The sequence below is a fragment of the Porphyromonas bobii genome (assembly GCF_943169685.1).
GTDB lineage: Bacteria > Bacteroidota > Bacteroidia > Bacteroidales > Porphyromonadaceae > Porphyromonas > Porphyromonas pasteri.
In genome coordinates this window covers 52775-73319 of sequence record NZ_CALPBU010000002.1, presented here as the reverse complement: position 1 = coordinate 73319, position 20545 = coordinate 52775, and the positions used below count along the sequence as shown (strand labels likewise).

Sequence of the window (20545 nt, the reverse complement as noted above, 5' to 3'; positions counted from 1 at the left end):
TGATACAAAAGCAAGGGGCAGTTCACGATGAGTGAACTGCCCCTTGGCTTTATGAGGGATAGGATTGCGTGTCTTACATCTTCACCATGCCGCTGAAGCCCATGAAGGCCATAGCGAGGATACCGGCGGAGATGAGGGCGATGGGAATGCCCTTCATCGAGGCGGGGAGCTCGGTGCGAGAGAGTTGCTCGCGGATGCCAGCGAAGACCACGAGGGCGAGCGTGAAGCCGATAGCGATGGAGATCGCGTAGACGACGCTCTCCAGAAGCGTGTATTCCTTCTGGATGACGAGGATGGCGACCCCGAGGACGCAGCAGTTCGTCGTGATGAGCGGGAGGAAGACGCCGAGGGCTTGGTAGAGTGCAGGGGACACCTTCTTCAGAATGATCTCGACCATCTGCACGAGTGCGGCGATGACGAGGATGAAGGAGATGGTCTGCATATAGACCATGTCGAAGGGCTCGAGGACGAACTTCTGCAGGAGGAAGGTGCACATCGTCGAGAGCGCGAGGACGAAGGTCACGGCAGCGCCCATGCCGATAGCCGTGTCTACCTTCTTTGAGACGCCGAGGAAGGGACAGATACCGAGGAACTGCGAGAGGACGACATTGTTGACGAATACCGCCGCAACGAAGAGGAGGAGATAGTGAGTCATGAGATTTACTTCTTTGCGCTCAGCTTATTCTTCAGAGCAATGAGATAACCCAAGACGAGGAACGCCCCAGGAGCGAGGACGAAGAGCAGAGCGCCGTACTGCTTGGGGAGGACTTGGAGGGTGAAGATAGAGCCGCTACCGAGGAACTCACGGACGAAGCCCAGCAGCGTCAGCGAGAGGGTGAAGCCGAGGCCAATACCCACGCCGTCGAGTGCGCTGTGGAGCACGCCCTGCTTAGCCGCTACGGCTTCGGCACGCCCGAGGACGATACAGTTCACCACGATCAGCGGGATGAAGAGGCCGAGGGAAGCGTAGAGCGAGGGGACGAAAGCCTGCATGAGCATCTGCACGATGGTCACGAAGCCAGCGATGACGACGATGAAGCTCGGGATACGCACGGCGTCGGGGACGAGGTGCTTGATGAGCGAGATAGCGGTATTGGAGCAGATGAGTACAAACATCGTGGCCAGACCCATCGCCAGCCCATTGAGTGCGGAGGTCGTGGTCGCCAGCGTGGGGCACATCCCCAGGAGGAGTACGAAGGTCGGGTTCTCCGTCGCGATCCCGTTGCGAATGATATCAAGTGGTTTCATAGGGGGGACTATTCTTGAGAGTTCGTAGCGGGTGCTGTGGCGGTGCCTTCGAGGGAGGAGAAGGTGCGCCAAGCGCGGTTCACAGCGTCGAGGAAGGCGCGGCTACTGATGGTGGCTGCGGTGATGGCGTCTACCTTCCCGCCGTCCTTCGAGACGGTGAGCGGAGCCGAGGCCTTCATATCGAGGCCACGCACGTCACGTATGCCGCCCGTCTCGCTCTTCTCGTGGTACCACTCGGGGATACGCGAGCCGAGGCCCGGGCTCTCGGAGTGCTGGAGGACGGAGAAGTCTACGAGGCGTCCCTCGGCATCGAAGCCGACCATCACACGGATGAGGCCGCTGAAGCCCTTCTGCGTGTAGCTCTCGATGGCGAAGCCGACGAGTGCGCTACCCTTCTTTGCGGGGTAGACGGTGAGGCTGTCGGTCTCGCCTTCGGGCAGGACCATGAGCTTCTCAGCGAAGGGATTATTGTCAAAGGCTGGTGCTACGGCACGTATTGCCTCGACCTTCGCCCGCATCTCTGCCTCGGCGATAGGCGCGGTCGTGACCTTGTTGACTACGGCGAGGATCCCAGAGACCAGGACGCAGATGCCCCCGAGCGAGAGGAGCATGTTGGGGAGTGTCGAACTGAGCTTCTTCATAGCATTAGCGCCCGCCGAAGTGCTTCGGACGGATATACATATTGATCAGAGGAGTGAAGCTATTCATGATGAGGATGGCGAAAGACATCCCCTCGGGATAGCTACCGAAGAGTCGGATGAGGATCGTCAGGAGCCCGATGAGTGCGCCATAGAGGAGCTGTCCGCGGGTGCTCATGGGGCTGGTCACGTAGTCCGTAGCCATGAAGATCGCCCCGAGCATCATCCCCCCCGTGAGGAGCTGGAAGAGCGGTGCGGGGTAGAGAGCGGGGTTGACGAGGTGCATGATACCGCCGAAGACGAAGGCCGTAGCGAGGATCGACACGGGGATATGCCAAGTGATGACGCGGCGATAGAGCAGGAAGCCGAGACCGAGGAGCAGTGCCAGCGCACTGACTTCGCCGAGGCTACCTCCGTGGATGCCGAAGAGCAGGTCGGAGGTCGCAGGGATCTGATCCCAGCTCATGCCAGGTGTACCAGCCTGTATGCCCTTGGCGATGCCCAGAGGTGTGGCGCTTGTGACGGCGTCGGTATAGCTGAAGTACTGCCCAGCCTTGGGCCACAGCGTCATCTGTGCGGGATAGGCGATGAGGAGGAAGACACGGCCTACGAGTGCGGGGTTGAAGATGTTCCCACCGAGCCCGCCGAAGCTCATCTTACCTACGGCGATAGCGACGATGGCACCGATGACGATGATCCACCAGGGGAGACTCGAGGGGAGGTTCATCCCGAGGAGGAGTCCTGTGAGGATGGCCGAGCCGTCACCGATGGTGGAGGGTTGCTTGTAGAGGTACTTCGTGATGACCCATTCTGTGAGGACGCAGGCCAGCACGCTCACGGCGAGCACGATGAAGGCACCGAGGCCGAAGGTCACCAGCGAGACGAGGCACGCTGGAGCGAGTGCGATGAGCACAGCGTACATGTTGCGCTCGACGCTGTCACCGCTGTGGATGTGGGGGGAAGGGGATATAATGAGGCGATCCATAGGGCAGGGTTAGCTTTTGCGTGCACGGATGAGGGCGGATACCTTCTGCTTGCCGGTGCGGATGTAGTCGAGTAGGGGGCGGTTAGCAGGGCAGGTGTAGCTGCATGATCCGCACTCGATACAGTCGACGATGTAGCCCTTCTCGGTAGCATCCCAGTCGGCATACTGGACGTCGCGCATAAGGAAGGCGGGGTTCAGCCCCATGGGGCAGACGGTGACGCACTTAGCGCAGCGGATACAGTTGCGCATGGGGCGGCGGGTGGACTCCTCACGTGGGAGGATGAGGATGCCCGACGTGCCCTTGGTCACAGGGATCTCCGTGGAGAGAAGTGCCTTACCCATCATAGGGCCACCGCCGATGATCTTACCCGTGTCCTCGGGCAGGCCGCCTGAGGCGGTGATGAGGTGGCCGATAGGCGTACCGATACGGGCGCGGTAGTTCGAGGGGGTCTCGAGGTGCTTGCCCGTGACGGTGGTGATACGCTCGACGAGGGGCTTATTCTTCTGTACAGCTTCGTAGACAGCGAAGACGGTACCTACATTCTGTACGACAGCGCCAGCGGAGATAGGCAGGGCGCCGCTCTTGACCTGCTTGCGCAGGACAGCATCGATGAGCTGCTTCTCACCGCCCTGAGGGTACTGCACCTTGAGGGGCATAACCTCGGTGCCAGGGTAGTCCATGGCGATCTGCGAGAGGCGGAGGATGGCGTCCTTCTTATTGTTCTCTACGCCGATGACGGCACGGCTCACGCCGAGGGCGCGCTTGAGGATCTCGACGCCGACGAGGATCTCGTCGGACTTGCTCATCATCAGGGCGTGGTCGCTGGTGAGGTAAGGCTCACACTCGACGGCATTGATGATGAGGACCTCAGCCTTCGCCCCTGGGGGAGGGGAGAGCTTGACGTGCGTGGGGAAGGTCGCACCGCCGAGGCCTACGATACCTGCGGCACTGATGCGGTCGATGATCTCCTTAGGCTCGAGGGTGCACTCCTTGACGAGGGTCGTGGAGCGGTCGATGCCCTCTTCCCACTGCTCCTCTTCGCCCTGTGTGACGGCGATGACGATGGCGGGGCGCTTGTAGCCGCCCGCATCGAAGAAGCTGTCGATTTTTGTGACCTTTCCTGTGACGGAGGAGTGGATGTTGGCCGATACGAAGCCAGACGTCTTGGCGATGATGGTACCTACCTTGACGAGGTCGCCCTTTTGGACGGTCGGGGTGGCGGGTGCGCCGATGTGCTGGCCGATGGGTATGATGACCTCACGAGGCAGTGGGAGCTCCTCGATGGGGCGCTTAGCTGAGAGCTTGTTTTCGGGTGGGTGAATCCCCCCGAGGCGGAATGTGCGAAGCATAAACGTGTATGGCTGAGGTCTACGATTGGGCGGGAGTGGGGGTCTCTGTAGGCGTAGGTGCTGCAGGTGCCGGAGTAGGTGTGGGGGCTTCGGCCTCCTTCTTGGGAGCCTCTTCCTTAGGCTTGGGAGGGGGGAAGCCGATTTCATGGATAGCGTTCGTCGGGCAGACGGAGACGCACTTACGGCAGAGGCGGCACTTGGTGTGGTCGATGTAGGAGAGGTTGTCGGCTATGGTGATGGCCTCGAACTTACACTCCTTGAAGCAGAGCGAGCAGCCGATACAGGCATTGCCACAGGCCTTCTTAGCGACCCCACCCTTATCCTTGTTGACGCAACTGACGAAGATGCGACGGCTCTTGGGACCCTTCTTACGCAGCTCGATGATGTACTTCGGGCAGGCCTTGACGCAGGCGCCGCAGGCTACGCACTTGTCCTCGAGGATGACCGGTAGGCGCGTCTCGGGGTCCATATACATGGCGTCGAAGTTACACGAGTGGACGCAGTCCGCCAGGCCCAGACAGCCCCAGCTACAGTCGGTATCGCCCTTGTAGAGCGCGGCAGCGATGGTACAGCTGCTGGCACCGTCATAGATATTGGTACGTGGGCGCGCGTCGCAAGTACCATTACAGCGCACGACAGCGACCAGCGGATCCTGCTTCTGGGCGGCGACACCGAGGATGCCTCCGACCTTCTCCATGACGGGCGTACCGCCGACGGGGCAGAAGAGTCCTTCGAGGGTCTCACTCTTACAGCAGGCGCCAGCGAAGGCGGCGCATCCAGGGAAGCCACAGCCCCCGCAGTTGGCCTGGGGGAGGACTTCAGCGACCTCCGCGATGCGGGGGTCTTCCTTGACCTCGAACTTGCGTGATACGACGTACAGCAAGCCGGCGCCGATCACACCGATGAGGGTCAGGACGATGATAGTGATATACATAGGGGTAGGGTGCTATTCGTGGTGCGGGGTGATGGGCTCTACCATAAGGACGAGACGCCCCTCGAGGCGACGGCGCTGGGTGTAGAGCACGAGATAGTAGAGGCTGAGTAGGCCGATAGCGACAAGCACAGCCGCAGCCTCGCTGAGGGCGAGGAACGTCTGTGCGATACTCAGTGTGAGGACGAGGAGGAGGAGGGGCAGGACGAAGGCCAGGAGGACTGCCAGGCGTCCTACGCTCCGGCGGGCCACGACGAGGACCTGCTCTCCGATAGAGAAGTGCTGTCCGTAGGTCTTCAGCTGGAGCAGATGCTCACGGCACTCCGAGCTCACGCACAGGTCGCGTGCGTGGCAGCCGCTGCAGGCGCTCTGCTGCTGGATCTGGACGGTCACGATGTCGGGGGATATAGCTGTGACGATCCCCGGGCGCTGCTCCGTCCCGTTAATAGTTCCGTTCATGTGGTGAAGTCTTGATGGGTGAGGGGTCGTAGTTATCGACCCAAATTCCTCGGTGGCTTCCCCCTGTCGCGTGCATCGGCATAAGGCGCAGGGAGTGTGGCTTCCGAGCCATTCTATTCACTGAAACAAATGTATGTAATCACGGACAAAAGTGCAAACGAGACTATAGCCGTGCGCGCGTAAGCTGTATGCTTAATATGCACGCTGTGAGCGGGGTAGGGGGTATGTGCATCGCAGGGTAAAGGTAAAAAGCATCGCTCCACGGCAGGGGATCCTACCGTGGAGCGATGCTTAAATATTTTAGGAAGGTCGGAGCTGTGCGCTACGACTATTCTTCGATGAGGGCTACATCCGAGGCGACGAGCTGATCCTTCTCGCTGCGGCCGAGGCGTGCCTCGACGATATCCCCGACGAGGAGGTCATTGAAGTTGATGCCGTTGAGGCTCTTGTAGTGGAAGAAGGCATTCTCCTTTACACCGACGTCGATGAAGCCAAAGCCTGCCTTGAGGGCGTTGATCTGGCCACGGACAAGGCCGTCGTGAAGCTCTTCGCCGAGGACGAGGGCGGGCTTGTGCTCGGGCAGATCGATATGACCGATGACCTTCACCTCGGGCGTCTCTAGCGAGTCGTGTACGCTCAGCGTGATCTCGGGCTCGGGGCCTGTGGCGAGCTGTACGGTTTCAGTGGTCTTGTCGGGAGCGTCAGTCTCTGCCTTGACGAGGGCTGTGGGCTCCTCGGCGCTCTTTACCGTGGCGGGGTCAATGGGGCGTGTACGCGCCTGTGGGGCTTGGTAGGGACGACCCTTGACCTCACGATTGCGCTCCTCGCTCTGACCCTTGTTCACAAAGAGACCATTGACGATGGGGTCGCTACGGAAGGCGCGGCTATCGATCAGCTCATTCATCATCACGGGGTAGGTAGCTTCCTCGAGGAGCTCGTATGACGTGTAGGTCGTCGTGTTGTCTCGGCGGCCGTCACCTTCGTGCTCGAGATCCCAGCCAAGGACCATCACACGGGTACCGAGGGCGTGGAGCTTGCGTACCAAGGGGATATAGTCTCCATCGGCAGCGATGAGTACGACGACGTCAAACTGATTCTGCAATGCACGTTCGTAAGCCTCTAGAGCGAAGAGCACATCGACGCCCTTCTCCTTCTTCTTATTGCCCTTGCCCGTGCGAGAGAGGGGCAGGTGGTGCATCATCACACCCTCCGAATTCAGTACATCGTCAAAGAGGCGCTCATAGAAGAGCACATCGCCCGAAGCCTTCGCGGCCTCGGCTGCTGACAGGCGTCCACGGAAGTAATGCGCGTCTACGATCTTGCACAGCTCGGGAGAAGTCCCCTCAAGTTGGGCGATCTGATACTTCAGGAAGCGGTGTAGGCCCCCGACGCTCAGGCGGCTTTTTCGTTCGTGGAACTGATAGTAGAAGGTACTGACGTGCCAAAAATAGTTGCCGTCATAGAATATCCCGATGCGGGTGAGATGTGGATTTTTTTCTTTTGGTGCCATAATAATTCATATAATTTAAAAAATTAAGCGAGTTAATGTGCGAAGTTACCATTTTCCTCCGAAATAATAACATAGCTCTCAGCAATATGTTCGCTTTTTAAGCGACTTTATTCCGCTGATTTTGCGAATGTATTTCCTATAATTCTCATAGTGATCCTCCCGTCGACCCATAGAGCGGGGATTTTTGCCTCGGGAGGAGGGGGTGTGTAACAGCGCTATAAACCCTTGAATGATCGCTCTATATAGGTTAGTGTGTTTTATTTGAATAAGGTTTAATCTTATGGCTCTCTCTGGGGGCATTCTATAGAAGAAGCATTTTTGTCTCGTGCGAGAAAACTTGCGTTTATCTAAAGAAATGACTGGTGAAGGAGTATGGATTTTAATAAGTCTACGTGCGTGGCTCTAAAATCCACGTACGAGGCTCTTAAAATCTACGTGCCTGGCTCTAAAGACTACGTGCGTGGACGAAGGTTTTGCGCTACGGGATCGGGTTTTTTCTCTGTGCAGCTCTGGAGTTATTCTTGTATTGCTTTCGTGGGTAAGCAGTGGTGGAGTGGGGTTCACCCCGTAGTGTGAGGGGGCGTATAGCTCGGGGAGGGAGTAGTACCTTATTATAGTGTGTATATCGGTGCTTCGTGGGGAATATAGTTTCTCCAGTGGGTGCGAAGCTGGGGGAGTGGTGCGTTTTACTGGAGCTTGTGGCGTGCGATTTTTGGAGAAAGTACTGCCGATATGACGAAGGTATACGCTTATTTGTGAAATAATCTTACCTTTGCTTGGACGCTATGTTCATATTTGTTCACAATTCGGACTTGCTATGATGGTCGATTTAAGCACTTCGTTTGCTGGGCTCACACTGCAGAGCCCTCTCATTCTCGGGAGCTCTGGGCTTACCCGCAACGTGGATCGTACGTGCGCCTTGGTAGAGGCTGGCGTGGGTGCTGTCATCCTCAAGTCGCTCTTTGAAGAGCAGATCTTGATGCAGACAGGGCACCTCGTCGCTAAGAATGACTACCCCGAGGCTAACGACTATATCTCATCCTATGTGCGGAGCGAAGCTATCGAGGACTATATACGTATCGTGCGCGAGGCGAAGGCTAAGCTCACTGTGCCGGTCATCGCCAGTATCAACTGCACCGAGGCGGGTAGCTGGGTCGAATTTGCAGAGCGTCTGCGTGATGCAGGGGCAGATGCCCTGGAAGTCAATGTGATGCGCCTCGAGACGGAGCTCTTCGCAGATCCAGCTGAGATCGAGGCTTACTACGTCTCCATCGTCACGGCGCTCGCTGGCAAGGGGCTCCCTATCATCGTGAAGCTCTCGCGCTACCACACGAACCTGCCGATGCTCGTCGATAAGCTCCGTGCTGCAGGTGCTGCCGCTGTGACACTCTTCAACCGCTCCTACCAGATCGACATCGATCTGAATCGCGAGCAGCTCATCGGCGGTGAGGTCTTCTCTCGCGAGGGTGACTTCACCGAGACGCTCCGCTTCACGGGCGTGATCCGTGGCTGCGTCCCCAATGTGGGTATCTCTGCTTCGACGGGGATCTACACTTGGGAGGAGCTGACGAAGGTGCTCTTGGCGGGTGCCGATACCGCGCAGATGTGTACGGCGGTCTATAAGCAGGGTGCCACTGCTATCGCAGAGGCGCTGAAGGGTCTTCGCCACTGGATGATCGAGCACGGCTATCAGAGCCTCTCGGAGCTACGTGGTCGTCTGAGCTACGGAGCCGTAGCTGACCCAAGTCTTTTTGAGCGAATTCAGTTTATGAAGTATTTCAATGCCCGCGCTGCTCAGGACTAAGAGCAAAGGTGTCGGTCAGAGAAACAGAATTAAATTAATAAGTAGTATATAATTATGAAGAAGCAATCTCTCGCGGCAGCCTTCCTGGCTGGCGCACTCGTCCTCTCAAGCTGTGGTGCAAGCAACGCTGTCAAGGGCGCTGGTATCGGTGCCGCTGGTGGTGCTGCTATCGGTGCTGGTGTCGGTCGCGTACTTGGTAATACTGCTGTCGGTGCTGTCATCGGTGGTGTCGTAGGTGGTACGGCTGGTACGCTCATCGGTGAGAAGATGGACAAGCAGAAGAAGGAACTGGAGCGCGACGTCAAGGACGCTAAGATCGAGTCTGTCAACGACGGTCAGGCTATCCGCGTCACCTTCGACAGCGGTATCCTCTTCGCTACGGGTTCGGCTTCGCTGAGCTCTACGTCACAGGCTACCCTGCGTAAGTTCGCTGCTAACCTCTCTGAGCACAGCGATACGGATCTGATGATCATCGGTCACACCGACAACACGGGTACGGACCGCGTGAACAACCCCCTCTCTTACAACCGCGCTGCAAGCGTCCGCTCTTTCCTTGCTGGTCAGGGTGTCTCTTCTTCGCGTATGAAGGTCGAGGGTAAGGGTAGCTACGAGCCTGTCGCTGACAACTCTACCGCTGCTGGCCGTCGCGAAAACCGCCGTGTCGAAGTCTACATCCTCCCCAGCAAGGCGATGGTGAAGGCTGCTCAGGACGGTACGCTCCGCTAAGCACAAGCTTAATCATAGCTGAAGACCTCCGCTGGTCTTCGCTTCCCCTACCGAGGGACTTTGGGCGAATTTGCCTGAGGTCCCTCGGCCTTTTCTACTCAAGCTATAGCTGCATATCTCTACGGGCTTTCTCCACAAAATCAATTGTATAGTATTGTATATTCGCAGATTATGTGTACCTTTGTGCACCCGTGGTATATGCCTGTGGTGTGTACTGCGACTACTAAAGAGTAGATAAGTTATTCAAACATAAGTAGAAACGAAATGCCAACTATTCAACAATTGGTTAGAAAGGGACGTGAGTCACTCGTCGAGAAGGGTAAGAGCCCTGCTCTGGACTCCTGCCCCCAACGCCGAGGCGTCTGTGTGCGTGTGTACACGACGACCCCTAAGAAGCCAAACTCTGCGATGCGTAAGGTCGCTCGTGTCCGCCTGACGAATGGTAAGGAAGTCAATGCCTACATCCCAGGTGAAGGTCACAACCTGCAGGAGCACAGCATCGTGCTGGTACGTGGTGGTCGTGTAAAGGACCTCCCAGGGGTACGTTATCACATCGTACGTGGCTCGCTCGATACAGCTGGTGTCAATGGCCGTCTGCAGCGTCGCTCCAAGTATGGTGCTAAGCGTCCTAAGCCCGGTCAGGCAGCTGCTCCAGCAAAGGGTAAGAAGTAATTCTCCCTCCGGCGAAAAATCCTAACCCCCGAGAGCTCGTGCAGCTCTCACCTGGCGAGCCCGCCACATATATATATAATGTATAGGGCCGCCAAGCTAAGAGTCAATAGAACCAAGTTTCTTGAGTTCGTTGGATAGGCTATCAAGGTTGAGTAAATGCTCCAGCGGGAGCGTTGAAGTAAGATCACAGCACAACCAATCGACAGAAACGCAATTTACATTAAGCAATGAGAAAAGCTAAACCCAAAAAGAGACAGGTACTCCCTGATCCCGTATTTGGTGACGTTAAGGTGACGAAGTTCGTTAATCACCTGATGTACGACGGTAAGAAGAGCATCGCCTTCGATATCTTCTACACCGCGCTCGAGATTGTAGGCAAGAAGATCCAGCAGGAAGACAAGTCTGCCCTGGAGATCTGGAAGGCTGCCCTCGACAACATCACTCCTCAGGTAGAAGTCAAGAGCCGCCGTATCGGTGGTGCTACCTTCCAGGTGCCTACCGAAATCCGCGCCGAGCGTAAGGAATCTATCTCCATGAAGAACCTCATCCTCTTTGCTCGCAAGCGTGGTGGTAAGACCATGGCAGATAAGCTTGCTGCAGAGATCGTGGATGCATTCAATAGCCAAGGTGCCGCCTTCAAGCGCAAGGAAGATATGCACCGTATGGCAGAAGCCAACCGCGCATTTGCTCACTTCCGATTCTAAGAATAGCAAAAGACAATGGCTGACAACAAACACTTAGAGCTCACGAGAAATATCGGCATCATGGCCCACATCGATGCCGGTAAGACGACTACGTCTGAGCGTATCCTCTTTTATACGGGTCTGACCCACAAGATCGGTGAAGTACACGATGGTGGTGCTACGATGGACTGGATGGAGCAGGAGCAGGAGCGTGGTATCACGATTACCTCCGCTGCTACGACTACCTTCTGGAACTACGACAACACCAAGTACAAGATCAACCTCATCGACACCCCAGGGCACGTTGACTTCACCGTCGAAGTAGAGCGCTCGCTCCGTATCCTCGATGGTGCTGTCGCTACGTTCTGTGCTGTCGGTGGTGTACAGCCCCAGAGTGAGACCGTATGGCGTCAGGCTGACAAGTACCGCGTACCCCGTGTGTGCTACGTCAACAAGATGGACCGCTCCGGTGCTAACTTCTTTGAAGTAGTACGTCAGATCAAGGCCGTCCTCGGTGCTACCCCTTGCCCCATTCAGATCCCCGTCGGTCAGGAAGAAACTTTCCGCGGTGTCGTTGACCTCGTCACGATGAAGGCTCTTGTATGGGATGACGAGACGATGGGTGCTCACTACGACACGATCGACATCCCTGCTGAACTGCAGGCTGAAGCCGAAGAATGGCGTGATAAGATGCTCGAGACGCTCGCTGACTGCGATGACGTCCTCATGGAGAAGTACTTCGACGATCCCTCTACGATCACCGAAGACGAGATCCGCGCTGCCCTGCGTAAGGGTACGCTCGCGATGAAGATCAACCCCATGCTCTGCGGTTCTTCGTTCAAGAACAAGGGTGTCCAGACCCTCCTCGACGCTGTCGCAGCTTACCTGCCCAGCCCTATGGATACCCCCGAAGTCATCGGTACCGACCCCGATGATCCTGAAAAGGAAATCGTCCGTAAGGTAGACCCCAGCTCGCCTCTGACGGCTCTGGCGTTCAAGATCGCTACGGACCCCTACGTAGGTCGCCTCTGCTTCTTCCGCGTATACGCTGGTGAGCTGCCTGCAGGCTCCTACGTCTACAACTCCCGCTCGGGCAAGAAGGAGCGTATCTCACGCCTCTTCCAGATGCACTCCAACAAGCAGAACCCCATGGAAGTCATCGGCTGCGGTGACATCGGTGCTGGTGTAGGCTTCAAGGATATCCGTACGGGTGACACGCTCTGCTCCGAAGAAGCTCCTATCATCCTCGAGTCTATCGACTTCCCCGAGCCCGTTATCGGTATCGCTGTTGAGCCTAAGACGCAGAAGGATATGGACAAGATGGGTGTCGGTCTGGCTAAGCTCGCCGAAGAAGACCCCACCTTCCGTGTGCAGACCAACGAAGAGACCGGTCAGACCGTCATCAGCGGTATGGGTGAGCTCCACCTGGAGATCATTATCGACCGTCTGAAGCGCGAATTCAAGGTCGAAGCTAACCAGGGTAAGCCCCAGGTATCTTATAAGGAAGCTATCACGAAGCCCGTTGAGCTCCGTGAAGTCTACAAGAAGCAGACGGGTGGTCGCGGTAAGTTCGCTGATATCATCGTCCGTGTAGAGCCCGCCGACGAAGGCTTCGAAGGCGATCTGCAGTTCGTAGACGAAGTCAAGGGCGGTAACGTGCCTAAGGAATTCATCCCCTCTGTACAGAAGGGCTTCCAGAAGGCTATGACCAACGGTGTCCTCGCAGGCTATGCGCTGGATAAGCTGAAGGTAACGCTCCTCGACGGTTCGTTCCACCCCGTGGACTCTGACCAGCTCTCCTTCGAGATCTGTGCTATCCAGGCATTCAAGAACGCTTCTGCTCAGGCAGGTCCCGTTCTCCTCGAGCCTATCATGAGACTCGAAGTCGATACGCCTGAAGAAAACATGGGTGACGTGATCGGTGACCTCAACAAGCGTCGCGGTCAGGTAGAAGGTATGGACACCACTCCTTCGGGTGCACGCCTTGTGAAGGCTAAGGTGCCTCTGGCAGAGATGTTCGGTTACGTGACGAGCCTCCGTACGATCACTTCTGGTCGTGCTACCTCGTCGATGACCTTCTCTCACTACGAAGCAGTATCCTCTTCTATCGCTCGCCAGGTCCTCGAGGAAGTAGGCGGCCGTGTAGATCTCATCAAGTAAATAGTACTATAACAGAGATATGAGCCAAAAGATTAGAATTAAGTTGAAGTCGTACGATCACACCCTGCTCGACAAGTCGGCAGAGAAGATCGTCAAGACCGTCAAGGCCTCTGGTGCTGTAGTCAGCGGACCAATTCCCCTGCCCACGCACAAGCGTATCTTCACGGTGAACCGCTCGACCTTCGTCAACAAGAAGAGCCGCGAGCAGTTCGAGCTTAGCTCCTACAAGCGACTCATCGACATCTACAACTCCACGGCTGAGACGATCGATGCTCTCATGAAGCTCGAGCTCCCCAGCGGTGTAGAAGTAGAAATCAAGGTGTGATTATTAATACGAAACTGAAATGCCAGGTTTATTAGGAAAGAAAATCGGAATGACATCCGTGTTCAGTGCCGAGGGGAAGAACATCCCATGCACTGTTATTGAAGTAGGTCCTTGCGTGGTGACGCAGATCAAGTCTCTGGAAAAGGATGGCTATGAAGCACTTCAGCTTGGGTTCGTTGATGCTAAGGAAAAGCACACGTCCAAGCCTCTTCAGGGTCACTTCCAGAAGGCTGGCGTTGCCCCCAAGCGACACTTGGCCGAGTTCAAGGGGTTCGATTGCAGCCAGTATAATCTGGGTGATGTGATCGACGTGAATTTCTTCGAAGGGACGGTATTCGTCGACGTCGTCGGCACCTCCAAGGGTAAGGGATTCCAGGGTGTAGTCAAGCGTCACGGCTTCGGCGGTGTCGGTCAGGCTACGCACGGTCAGCACAACCGTCTTCGTGCTCCCGGGTCTGTAGGTGCGTGTTCGTATCCTGCTAAGGTCTTCAAGGGTACGCGTATGGCGGGCCAGACGGGTAATGAGCGTGTAACCGTTCAGAACCTCGAAGTGATCAAGGTAATGCCCGAGCACAACCTCCTTCTCCTCAAGGGTAGCGTGCCAGGTGCTAAAGGTTCAATCGTTGTAATCGAAAAGTAAATGGAACTGAGTGTATATAACATCAAGGGAGAAGATACCGGTCGTAAGATCACGCTCGATGATGCTATCTTCGCTATCGAGCCTAACGACCACGCCATCTACTTAGATGTAAAGCAATTTTTGGCCAACCAGCGCCAGGGTACGCACAAGTCTAAGGAGCGTAGCGAAATCTCGGGTAGTACCCGCAAGCTCATCCGCCAGAAGGGCGGTGGCGGTGCTCGCCGTGGGGATATCAACTCTCCCGTACTCGTCGGTGGTGGTCGCGTCTTCGGGCCTACCCCACGTGACTATGGCTTCAAGCTCAACAAGAAGGTAAAGGCTCTGGCTCGCCGCTCGGCTCTGACCTACAAGGCTCAGAAGCAGGAGATCGTCGTAGTCGAAAACTTCGAGCTCGCTGCCCCCAAGACTAAGGACTTCGTCGCTCTGTCGAAGGCACTTCAGGTCGCTGACAAGAAGGCCCTCTTCGTCGTCGAAGCTCTCTCGGACAACCTCGTCCTCTCTTCACGCAACCTCCGCACTGCTCGCGTGATGAACGCCTTCCAGCTGAACACCTACTCGGTGCTCGACTGCAAGAAGCTCATCCTCACCGAGGCTGCTGTTGCTGTGATCAACGAACAGTTTAAGGCATAATCAATAGGAGAAACGAATCATGGGAATTATCATCAAGCCGGTTATCACCGAGAAGACAACTGCCCTGACAGAGAAGACTGCTGAACGCTACGTCTTCCGTGTCTCTCCTGATGCCAACAAGATCGAGATCAAGAAGGCCATCGAGGCGCTGTACAATGTAAAGGTCGAGAGTGTAAACACCGTGAATTATAGCGGTAAGCGCAAGGCTCGCTATACGAAGAGTGGACTCATCCGCGGCAAGGTCGCTGCGTTTAAGAAGGCTGTCGTTACACTTGAGAAGGGTCAGACCATCGACTTTTACGCTAACATCTAAGTTCAACAATGGCAATACGTAAACTCAAGCCCACAACGCCGGGGCAAAGACATAAGGTTATTGGTGCGTTCGATAACATCACTGCCAGCGCACCAGAGAAGTCCCTTGTCGTAGGTAAGAAGAAGTCCGGTGGTCGTAACAACACCGGTAAGATGACCATGCGCTACATCGGTGGTGGTCACAAGCAGAAGCTTCGTCTCATCGACTTCAAGAGAAATAAGGACGGTATCCCTGCTACGGTCAAGAGCATCGAGTACGATCCCAATCGTACAGCTCGCATCGCTCTGCTGTACTACGCTGATGGTGCGAAGGCTTATATCCTCGCTCCCAACGGTCTGCAGGTAGGTCAGAAAGTGATGTCAGGTGCAGAAGCTGCGCCTGAGGTAGGGAACAGCCTCCCACTGGCTAACATCCCTGTCGGTACGATCATTCACAACATCGAGCTTCGTCCAGGTCAGGGCGCTAAGATGGTCCGCTCTGCTGGCGTCTTCGCTCAGCTTACTTCTCGCGAAGGTCTCTACGCCGTCATCAAGATGCCTTCGGGCGAGACGCGCCGTATCCTCTCCGCTTGTAAGGCTACCATCGGTGCCGTAGGCAACTCCGACCACGCTCTCGAGCGCTCCGGTAAGGCCGGTCGCAGCCGCTGGCTCGGCCGTCGTCCTCACAACCGTGGTGTCGTCATGAACCCTGTCGATCACCCAATGGGTGGTGGTGAAGGCCGCGCTTCTGGTGGTCACCCACGCTCACGTACGGGTCTCTACGCTAAGGGTCTCAAGACTCGTGCTCCTAAGAAGCACTCGTCTAAGTACATCATCGAGAGACGTAAGAAGTAACTGATTAATCAAAAAGAATTATGAGTCGTTCATTAAAGAAAGGTCCATATATCAACCTGAAGCTCGAGAAGAAGGTCTTGGCGATGAATGAATCCGGCAAGAAGGTCGTCATCAAGACTTGGGCTCGCGCCTCGATGATCAGCCCTGACTTCGTCGGTCATACGATTGCCGTACACAACGGGAATAAGTTCATCCCCGTCTTCATCACCGAAAACATGGTAGGTCACAAGCTCGGAGAGTTCTCTCCCACGCGTACCTTCCGTGGTCATGGCGGTAATAAGAAGAAGTAATTCGGCTGGAAGTAATTCAGACCTTTAAGTAAGAAAAGAAACAATGGGTGCAAGAAAGAAAATATCAGCCGAAGAAAGAAAGCAAGCCCTGAAGTCTACGTACTTCGCTGCGCTCCGCAACGTCCCTACGTCGCCTCGTAAGATGCGCCTCGTAGCTGACCTCGTGCGTGGCATGGAAGTAGGTCGTGCTCTTGGGGTACTCAAGTTCTCTAACAAGGAAGCCGCTGCTCGCGTGGAGAAGCTCCTCCGCTCAGCTATCGCTAACTGGGAAGAGAAGAACGGACGCAAGGCCGAAGACGGTGAGCTCTATATCTCCCGCATCTTCGTCGATGGTGCTGCTACGCTCAAGCGTATGCGCCCCGCCCCTCAGGGTCGTGGCTATCGTATCCGTAAGCGTTCGAACCACGTCACGATCTTTGTCGATTCAATAACCAATAAAGAGAACTAAACCAGATGGGACAAAAGATTAATCCTATAAGCAATCGTTTGGGATACATCCGTGGATGGGATTCCAACTGGTATGGCGGTCGTAAGTACGGTGACAAGCTTCTTGAAGATAGCCGTCTGCGTCGCTACCTGAGCGTCCGTCTGGCTAAGGCAAGTGTCTCTCGTATCGTCATCGAGCGTGCTCTCAAGCACGTCACTATCACGATTTGCACGGCTCGCCCCGGTATCGTGATCGGTAAGGGCGGTCAGGATGTAGACACGCTCAAGGAAGAGCTCAAGAAGATCACCAACAAGGATGTTCAGATCAACATCTTTGAAGTTCGTCGTCCAGATATCGATGCTGCGATTGTCGCTGACAACATCGCTCGTCAGCTCGAAGGGAAGATCGCTTACCGTCGCGCAGTCAAGGGTGCCATTGGCGCTGCTATGCGTGGTGGGGCAGAAGGGATCAAGGTACAGATCTCTGGTCGTCTGAATGGTGCAGAAATCGCCCGCTCCGAGATGTACAAGGAAGGCCGTACGCCTCTGCACACGCTTCGTGCAGACATCGACTACGCTCAGGCTGAAGCTCTGACGAAGGTCGGTATCCTTGGTATCAAGGTGTGGATCTGCAAGGGTGAAGTCTACGGCAAGCGTGACCTCGCTCCTTCGTTCACCAACCCTCAGCCAGGACATGGTGGTCGCCGTGAAGGCGGTCGCGAACGTCGTGATGGCCGTCGTGATGCTCGTGGTGGCAGACGTGGGGGTAATCGCTAACGTATAAGAACAGAAGACAGCAATGTTACAACCTAAGAAAACTAAGTTTAGAAGAGTCCAGAAGGGTCGCGCTAAGGGTAATGCCCAGCGTGGCAACCAGCTCGCCTTCGGTTCTTTCGGGATCAAGTCTCTGGGTACGCGCTGGATCACCGGTCGTCAGATCGAGGCCGCTCGTATCGCTGTGACTCGCTATATGCAGCGTCAGGGTCAGGTATGGGTACGTATCTTCCCCGATAAGCCTATCACCAAGAAGCCTGCCGACGTCCGAATGGGTAAGGGTAAGGGTTCGCCCGAAGGCTTCGTGGCTAACGTAACTCCAGGCCGTATGCTCTTCGAAATCGAAGGGGTATCCTTCGAGATCGCTAAGGAAGCTCTCCGCCTGGCTGCACAGAAGCTCCCCGTGACGACGAAGTTCGTCGTCCGCCGCGACTACGATATGTCTAACACTAACCTGTAATAGAAGAGATGAAATTAGCAGAGATCAAGGCGCTCACTACGCCTGAGCTACAGGAGCGTGTAGTAGCCGAAGAGGCAGCTTACAACAAGAAGTGCATCGACCATGCTGTGACCCCCGCAGACAACCCTGCTGAGATCCGCCGCATGCGCCGCACGATCGCTCAGATGAAGACCATCCTTCGTGAGCGCGAACTCAACAACAATTAATGTGTCCTCCCGATGGAACAGAGAAGATTAAGAAAAGAACGTGTAGGCGTCGTTTCTTCCAATAAGATGGACAAGACCATTACGGTCGCTGTCAAGTGGAAGGAAAAGCACCCTATCTATGGTAAGTTCGTCAACAAGACGAAGAAGTACCATGCTCACGACGAGAAGAACGAGTGCAACATCGGTGATACGGTCCGTATCATGGAGACTCGCCCTTTGAGCCGTACCAAGAGATGGAGATTAGTCAATATTATCGAAAGAGCTAAGTAGTATATGATCCAGCAAGAATCAAGACTCGTAGTAGCAGACAATAGCGGTGCAAAGGAAGCCCTCTGTATCCGCGTCCTCGGCGGTACGCGCCGTCGCTATGCCTCTGTCGGTGATATTATCGTCGTTGCTGTCAAGAGCGTCATCCCCTCTTCTGACCTGAAGAAGGGTGTCGTATCTAAGGCAATCATCGTCCGTACGAAGAAGGAAGTTCGTCGTCCCGACGGCTCCTACATCCGCTTCGATGACAACGCTTGCGTCCTGCTCAATGCTGCTGGCGATATGCGTGGTAGCCGTATCTTCGGCCCTGTAGCTCGTGAGCTGCGTGCCGTGAATATGAAGATCGTTTCTCTCGCGCCTGAAGTCCTCTAACCCTTAAAGACGAAAGAAGAAATGAGTAAGTTACATATCAAGAAGGGCGACCAGGTCGTCGTCCTCAGCGGTGTAGATAAGGGGAAGACGGGCCGTGTGCTTGAAGTCCTCGTAGACAAGCAGCGCGCTATCGTCGAAGGCGTAGCCATCGTCGCTAAGCACGCTAAGCCCAGCGCAAAGAACCCTCAGGGAGGGATCGAGAAGAAGGAAGCTCCTATCCATATCGCTAAGCTCAACCTCGTCGATCCTAAGACGGGTAAGGCTACGCGTATCGGTCGTCGTCTCAACGACGAAGGGAAGCTCGTACGTTATTCCAAAAAGTCAGGAGAGGAGATTAAGTAATGAGCAATACTGCAAGTCTTAAGAACGAATATAAGGAACGCATCGTTCCCGCCCTCATCGAGCAGTTCGGTTATCAGTCTCGCATGCAGGTGCCCGTCCTGAAGAAGATCGTCATCAACCAGGGCCTCGGTATGGCTACGGCTGATAAGAAGATCATCGACGTAGCTATCGCAGAACTCTCTGCCATCACCGGTCAGAAGGCTGTTGCTACGGTTTCGAAGAAGGACATCTCTAACTTCAAGCTTCGTAAGAAGATGCCTATCGGTGTTATGGTTACCCTGCGCCGCGAGCAGATGTACGAGTTCCTCGAGCGTCTGATCCGTATCGCGCTGCCCCGTATCCGTGACTTCAAGGGGATCGAAAGCAAGTTCGATGGCCGTGGTAACTATACCCTCGGTATCAGCGAGCAGATCATCTTCCCTGAGATCAACCTCGACGGCATCACCAAGATCCTCGGTATGAACATCACGTTCGTTACCTCGGCTCAGACTGACGAAGAAGGTTACGCACTCCTCAAGGAGTTCGGCCTCCCATTCAAGAACGCTAAGAAAGGCAACTAAATACTATGGCAAAGGAATCAATGAAGGCACGCGAAGTAAAGCGTGCAAAGCTCGTCGCTAAGTATGCTGCCAAGCGTGCTCAGCTCAAGGCCGAAGGGAACTACGAAGCACTTCAGGCTCTGCCTAAGAACGCTTCTCCCGTACGTCTGCACAACCGCTGCAGCATGACGGGTCGTCCCAAGGGCTACATGCGCCAGTTCGGCATCTCTCGTATCCAGTTCCGTGAGATGGCTTCTGCCGGTCTCATCCCTGGGGTGAAGAAGGCCAGCTGGTAAGCACTTAGCTATCCAACCCTAAGGAAGGAGACTGTACCACCATCCCGTGGTATGGTCTCCTTCTTCTTTTTTTTCTCCAGCGCTCATTCCGCATCTCTGTGGCATCACCACGCGTGTGGTGCTCAGAAGCACTACTGCATAGTGGAATGAAGCTATATAGCTTCGTCGTCGGACCACTATTAGTTCGTCTTCGGAGCAGTACTGGTTCACGCTCGTTCCTATATAGGAATGCCCAGCGATCAGTATAGCTTTCCTCTCCCCACACTATAGCTCCGCCTCTTGGGTTATATTGCTTAGACCTATTTCTCTTTATGAAGCGTCGATTACTCCTCTCTCTATTCACCTTCTCCCTCCTTGCTGCTTCGTCTCTCTCCTGCACCTCTTCGCATGCTACCGAAGGCGGTCGCTGCACGGGTAAGAAGTACTGTACCGCTTGTAAGAACTGCCGTTACTGCAAGCATTGCGCCAAGGGCGGTGGTAGTTGCGGTATCTGCACCCCCTCCCGCCGCTAAACCTTCCGACTTCATTAGCTTCGGGATCGCTTGGCTTGTTGTCAAGCTACAGGATCTCATCGGCTACCACGTGTTGAAGTAAGACGAGCACTCGTAGCAGAAACAAAAAAGTAGCGGCCCCCACCTCAATCGTGAGGTGGGGGCCGCTGCTTTT

29 protein-coding genes are annotated in these 20545 nt (G+C 55.4%); 21 read left to right on the top strand and 8 right to left on the bottom strand.

Going from position 1 to position 20545, the window contains the following annotated elements:
* Positions 1–73 precede the first annotated feature (73 nt).
* The 8 genes from rsxA to KO088_RS02865 form a co-directional block, all read right to left on the bottom strand.
* Positions 74–655 (bottom strand): electron transport complex subunit RsxA, encoded by a 582-nt coding sequence (rsxA, locus tag KO088_RS02900; protein ID WP_009432238.1) that lies wholly within the window; start codon positions 653–655, stop codon positions 74–76.
* 5 nt (positions 656–660) lie between these two features.
* Positions 661–1248, bottom strand: a complete 588-nt coding sequence (locus KO088_RS02895) for an RnfABCDGE type electron transport complex subunit E (RefSeq protein WP_009432252.1) — start codon at positions 1246–1248, stop codon at positions 661–663.
* Positions 1249–1256: 8 nt separating this feature from the next.
* A complete protein-coding gene (locus KO088_RS02890; protein ID WP_215493435.1) occupies positions 1257–1889 on the bottom strand; it encodes an RnfABCDGE type electron transport complex subunit G in 633 nt (210 codons plus the stop codon).
* A 4-nt stretch (positions 1890–1893) separates the two neighbouring features.
* The gene (locus KO088_RS02885) at positions 1894–2871 is read right to left on the bottom strand and encodes an RnfABCDGE type electron transport complex subunit D (protein WP_215493433.1); all 978 of its coding nucleotides are present in this window, start codon (positions 2869–2871) and stop codon (positions 1894–1896) included.
* Between the two features lie 9 nt (positions 2872–2880).
* Positions 2881–4221 (bottom strand): electron transport complex subunit RsxC, encoded by a 1341-nt coding sequence (rsxC, locus tag KO088_RS02880; protein WP_215493431.1) that lies wholly within the window; start codon positions 4219–4221, stop codon positions 2881–2883.
* 19 nt (positions 4222–4240) lie between these two features.
* On the bottom strand, positions 4241–5155 hold the full coding sequence (locus KO088_RS02875) for a Fe-S cluster domain-containing protein (RefSeq protein ID WP_060935685.1): 915 nt from the start codon (positions 5153–5155) through the stop codon (positions 4241–4243).
* Positions 5156–5167: 12 nt separating this feature from the next.
* The gene (locus KO088_RS02870; RefSeq protein WP_215493429.1) at positions 5168–5611 is read right to left on the bottom strand and encodes a SoxR reducing system RseC family protein; all 444 of its coding nucleotides are present in this window, start codon (positions 5609–5611) and stop codon (positions 5168–5170) included.
* Positions 5612–5939: 328 nt separating this feature from the next.
* Positions 5940–7121 (bottom strand): NYN domain-containing protein, encoded by a 1182-nt coding sequence (locus KO088_RS02865; protein ID WP_215493427.1) that lies wholly within the window; start codon positions 7119–7121, stop codon positions 5940–5942.
* Between the two features lie 817 nt (positions 7122–7938).
* Here KO088_RS02865 and KO088_RS02860 point away from each other — a divergent pair.
* From KO088_RS02860 to KO088_RS02760, 21 genes are all read left to right on the top strand, one after another.
* Complete coding sequence (locus KO088_RS02860; protein ID WP_251419759.1) at positions 7939–8925, top strand: dihydroorotate dehydrogenase-like protein; 987 nt, start codon at positions 7939–7941, stop codon at positions 8923–8925.
* A 54-nt stretch (positions 8926–8979) separates the two neighbouring features.
* A complete protein-coding gene (locus tag KO088_RS02855) occupies positions 8980–9651 on the top strand; it encodes a YiaD family glycine zipper/OmpA-like lipoprotein (RefSeq protein ID WP_215493425.1) in 672 nt (223 codons plus the stop codon).
* A 264-nt stretch (positions 9652–9915) separates the two neighbouring features.
* The gene (gene rpsL, locus KO088_RS02850) at positions 9916–10323 is read left to right on the top strand and encodes a 30S ribosomal protein S12 (RefSeq protein WP_044114917.1); all 408 of its coding nucleotides are present in this window, start codon (positions 9916–9918) and stop codon (positions 10321–10323) included.
* Positions 10324–10550: 227 nt separating this feature from the next.
* The gene (gene rpsG / locus KO088_RS02845) at positions 10551–11027 is read left to right on the top strand and encodes a 30S ribosomal protein S7 (protein ID WP_044114916.1); all 477 of its coding nucleotides are present in this window, start codon (positions 10551–10553) and stop codon (positions 11025–11027) included.
* 15 nt (positions 11028–11042) lie between these two features.
* Complete coding sequence (gene fusA / locus KO088_RS02840) at positions 11043–13166, top strand: elongation factor G (RefSeq protein ID WP_215493423.1); 2124 nt, start codon at positions 11043–11045, stop codon at positions 13164–13166.
* Between the two features lie 19 nt (positions 13167–13185).
* A complete protein-coding gene (gene rpsJ, locus KO088_RS02835) occupies positions 13186–13491 on the top strand; it encodes a 30S ribosomal protein S10 (protein WP_005468099.1) in 306 nt (101 codons plus the stop codon).
* A 19-nt stretch (positions 13492–13510) separates the two neighbouring features.
* Entirely contained in the window at positions 13511–14131 is a 621-nt protein-coding gene (gene rplC / locus KO088_RS02830) for a 50S ribosomal protein L3 (protein ID WP_044114914.1), read from the top strand.
* Positions 14132–14761 (top strand): 50S ribosomal protein L4, encoded by a 630-nt coding sequence (gene rplD / locus KO088_RS02825; protein ID WP_009432235.1) that lies wholly within the window; start codon positions 14132–14134, stop codon positions 14759–14761.
* 19 nt (positions 14762–14780) lie between these two features.
* Entirely contained in the window at positions 14781–15074 is a 294-nt protein-coding gene (gene rplW, locus KO088_RS02820) for a 50S ribosomal protein L23 (protein WP_009432241.1), read from the top strand.
* Between the two features lie 8 nt (positions 15075–15082).
* Positions 15083–15907, top strand: a complete 825-nt coding sequence (rplB, locus tag KO088_RS02815; protein ID WP_044114911.1) for a 50S ribosomal protein L2 — start codon at positions 15083–15085, stop codon at positions 15905–15907.
* Between the two features lie 20 nt (positions 15908–15927).
* The gene (gene rpsS / locus KO088_RS02810; protein WP_009432244.1) at positions 15928–16197 is read left to right on the top strand and encodes a 30S ribosomal protein S19; all 270 of its coding nucleotides are present in this window, start codon (positions 15928–15930) and stop codon (positions 16195–16197) included.
* A gap of 43 nt (positions 16198–16240) precedes the next feature.
* On the top strand, positions 16241–16645 hold the full coding sequence (gene rplV, locus KO088_RS02805) for a 50S ribosomal protein L22 (protein ID WP_009432229.1): 405 nt from the start codon (positions 16241–16243) through the stop codon (positions 16643–16645).
* A 5-nt stretch (positions 16646–16650) separates the two neighbouring features.
* Positions 16651–17400: a 30S ribosomal protein S3 gene (rpsC, locus tag KO088_RS02800; RefSeq protein WP_009432220.1), complete on the top strand. Its 750-nt coding sequence runs from the start codon at positions 16651–16653 to the stop codon at positions 17398–17400.
* Between the two features lie 22 nt (positions 17401–17422).
* Positions 17423–17857, top strand: a complete 435-nt coding sequence (gene rplP / locus KO088_RS02795; RefSeq protein WP_009432248.1) for a 50S ribosomal protein L16 — start codon at positions 17423–17425, stop codon at positions 17855–17857.
* An 8-nt stretch (positions 17858–17865) separates the two neighbouring features.
* Complete coding sequence (gene rpmC, locus KO088_RS02790) at positions 17866–18063, top strand: 50S ribosomal protein L29 (protein ID WP_009432251.1); 198 nt, start codon at positions 17866–17868, stop codon at positions 18061–18063.
* 12 nt (positions 18064–18075) lie between these two features.
* A complete protein-coding gene (rpsQ, locus tag KO088_RS02785) occupies positions 18076–18333 on the top strand; it encodes a 30S ribosomal protein S17 (RefSeq protein ID WP_044114910.1) in 258 nt (85 codons plus the stop codon).
* Positions 18334–18336: 3 nt separating this feature from the next.
* Positions 18337–18702, top strand: coding sequence for a 50S ribosomal protein L14 (gene rplN, locus KO088_RS02780; RefSeq protein WP_009432249.1), 366 nt, complete (start codon positions 18337–18339; stop codon positions 18700–18702).
* 21 nt (positions 18703–18723) lie between these two features.
* The gene (gene rplX / locus KO088_RS02775; protein WP_009432225.1) at positions 18724–19044 is read left to right on the top strand and encodes a 50S ribosomal protein L24; all 321 of its coding nucleotides are present in this window, start codon (positions 18724–18726) and stop codon (positions 19042–19044) included.
* Positions 19044–19604: a 50S ribosomal protein L5 gene (gene rplE / locus KO088_RS02770; RefSeq protein ID WP_044114908.1), complete on the top strand. Its 561-nt coding sequence runs from the start codon at positions 19044–19046 to the stop codon at positions 19602–19604. The genes rplX and rplE overlap by 1 nt, the downstream gene beginning before the upstream one ends.
* A gap of 5 nt (positions 19605–19609) precedes the next feature.
* Positions 19610–19879, top strand: coding sequence for a 30S ribosomal protein S14 (rpsN, locus tag KO088_RS02765; RefSeq protein ID WP_021667372.1), 270 nt, complete (start codon positions 19610–19612; stop codon positions 19877–19879).
* Between the two features lie 311 nt (positions 19880–20190).
* Positions 20191–20391: a hypothetical protein gene (locus tag KO088_RS02760; protein ID WP_215493421.1), complete on the top strand. Its 201-nt coding sequence runs from the start codon at positions 20191–20193 to the stop codon at positions 20389–20391.
* Positions 20392–20545 lie beyond the last annotated feature (154 nt).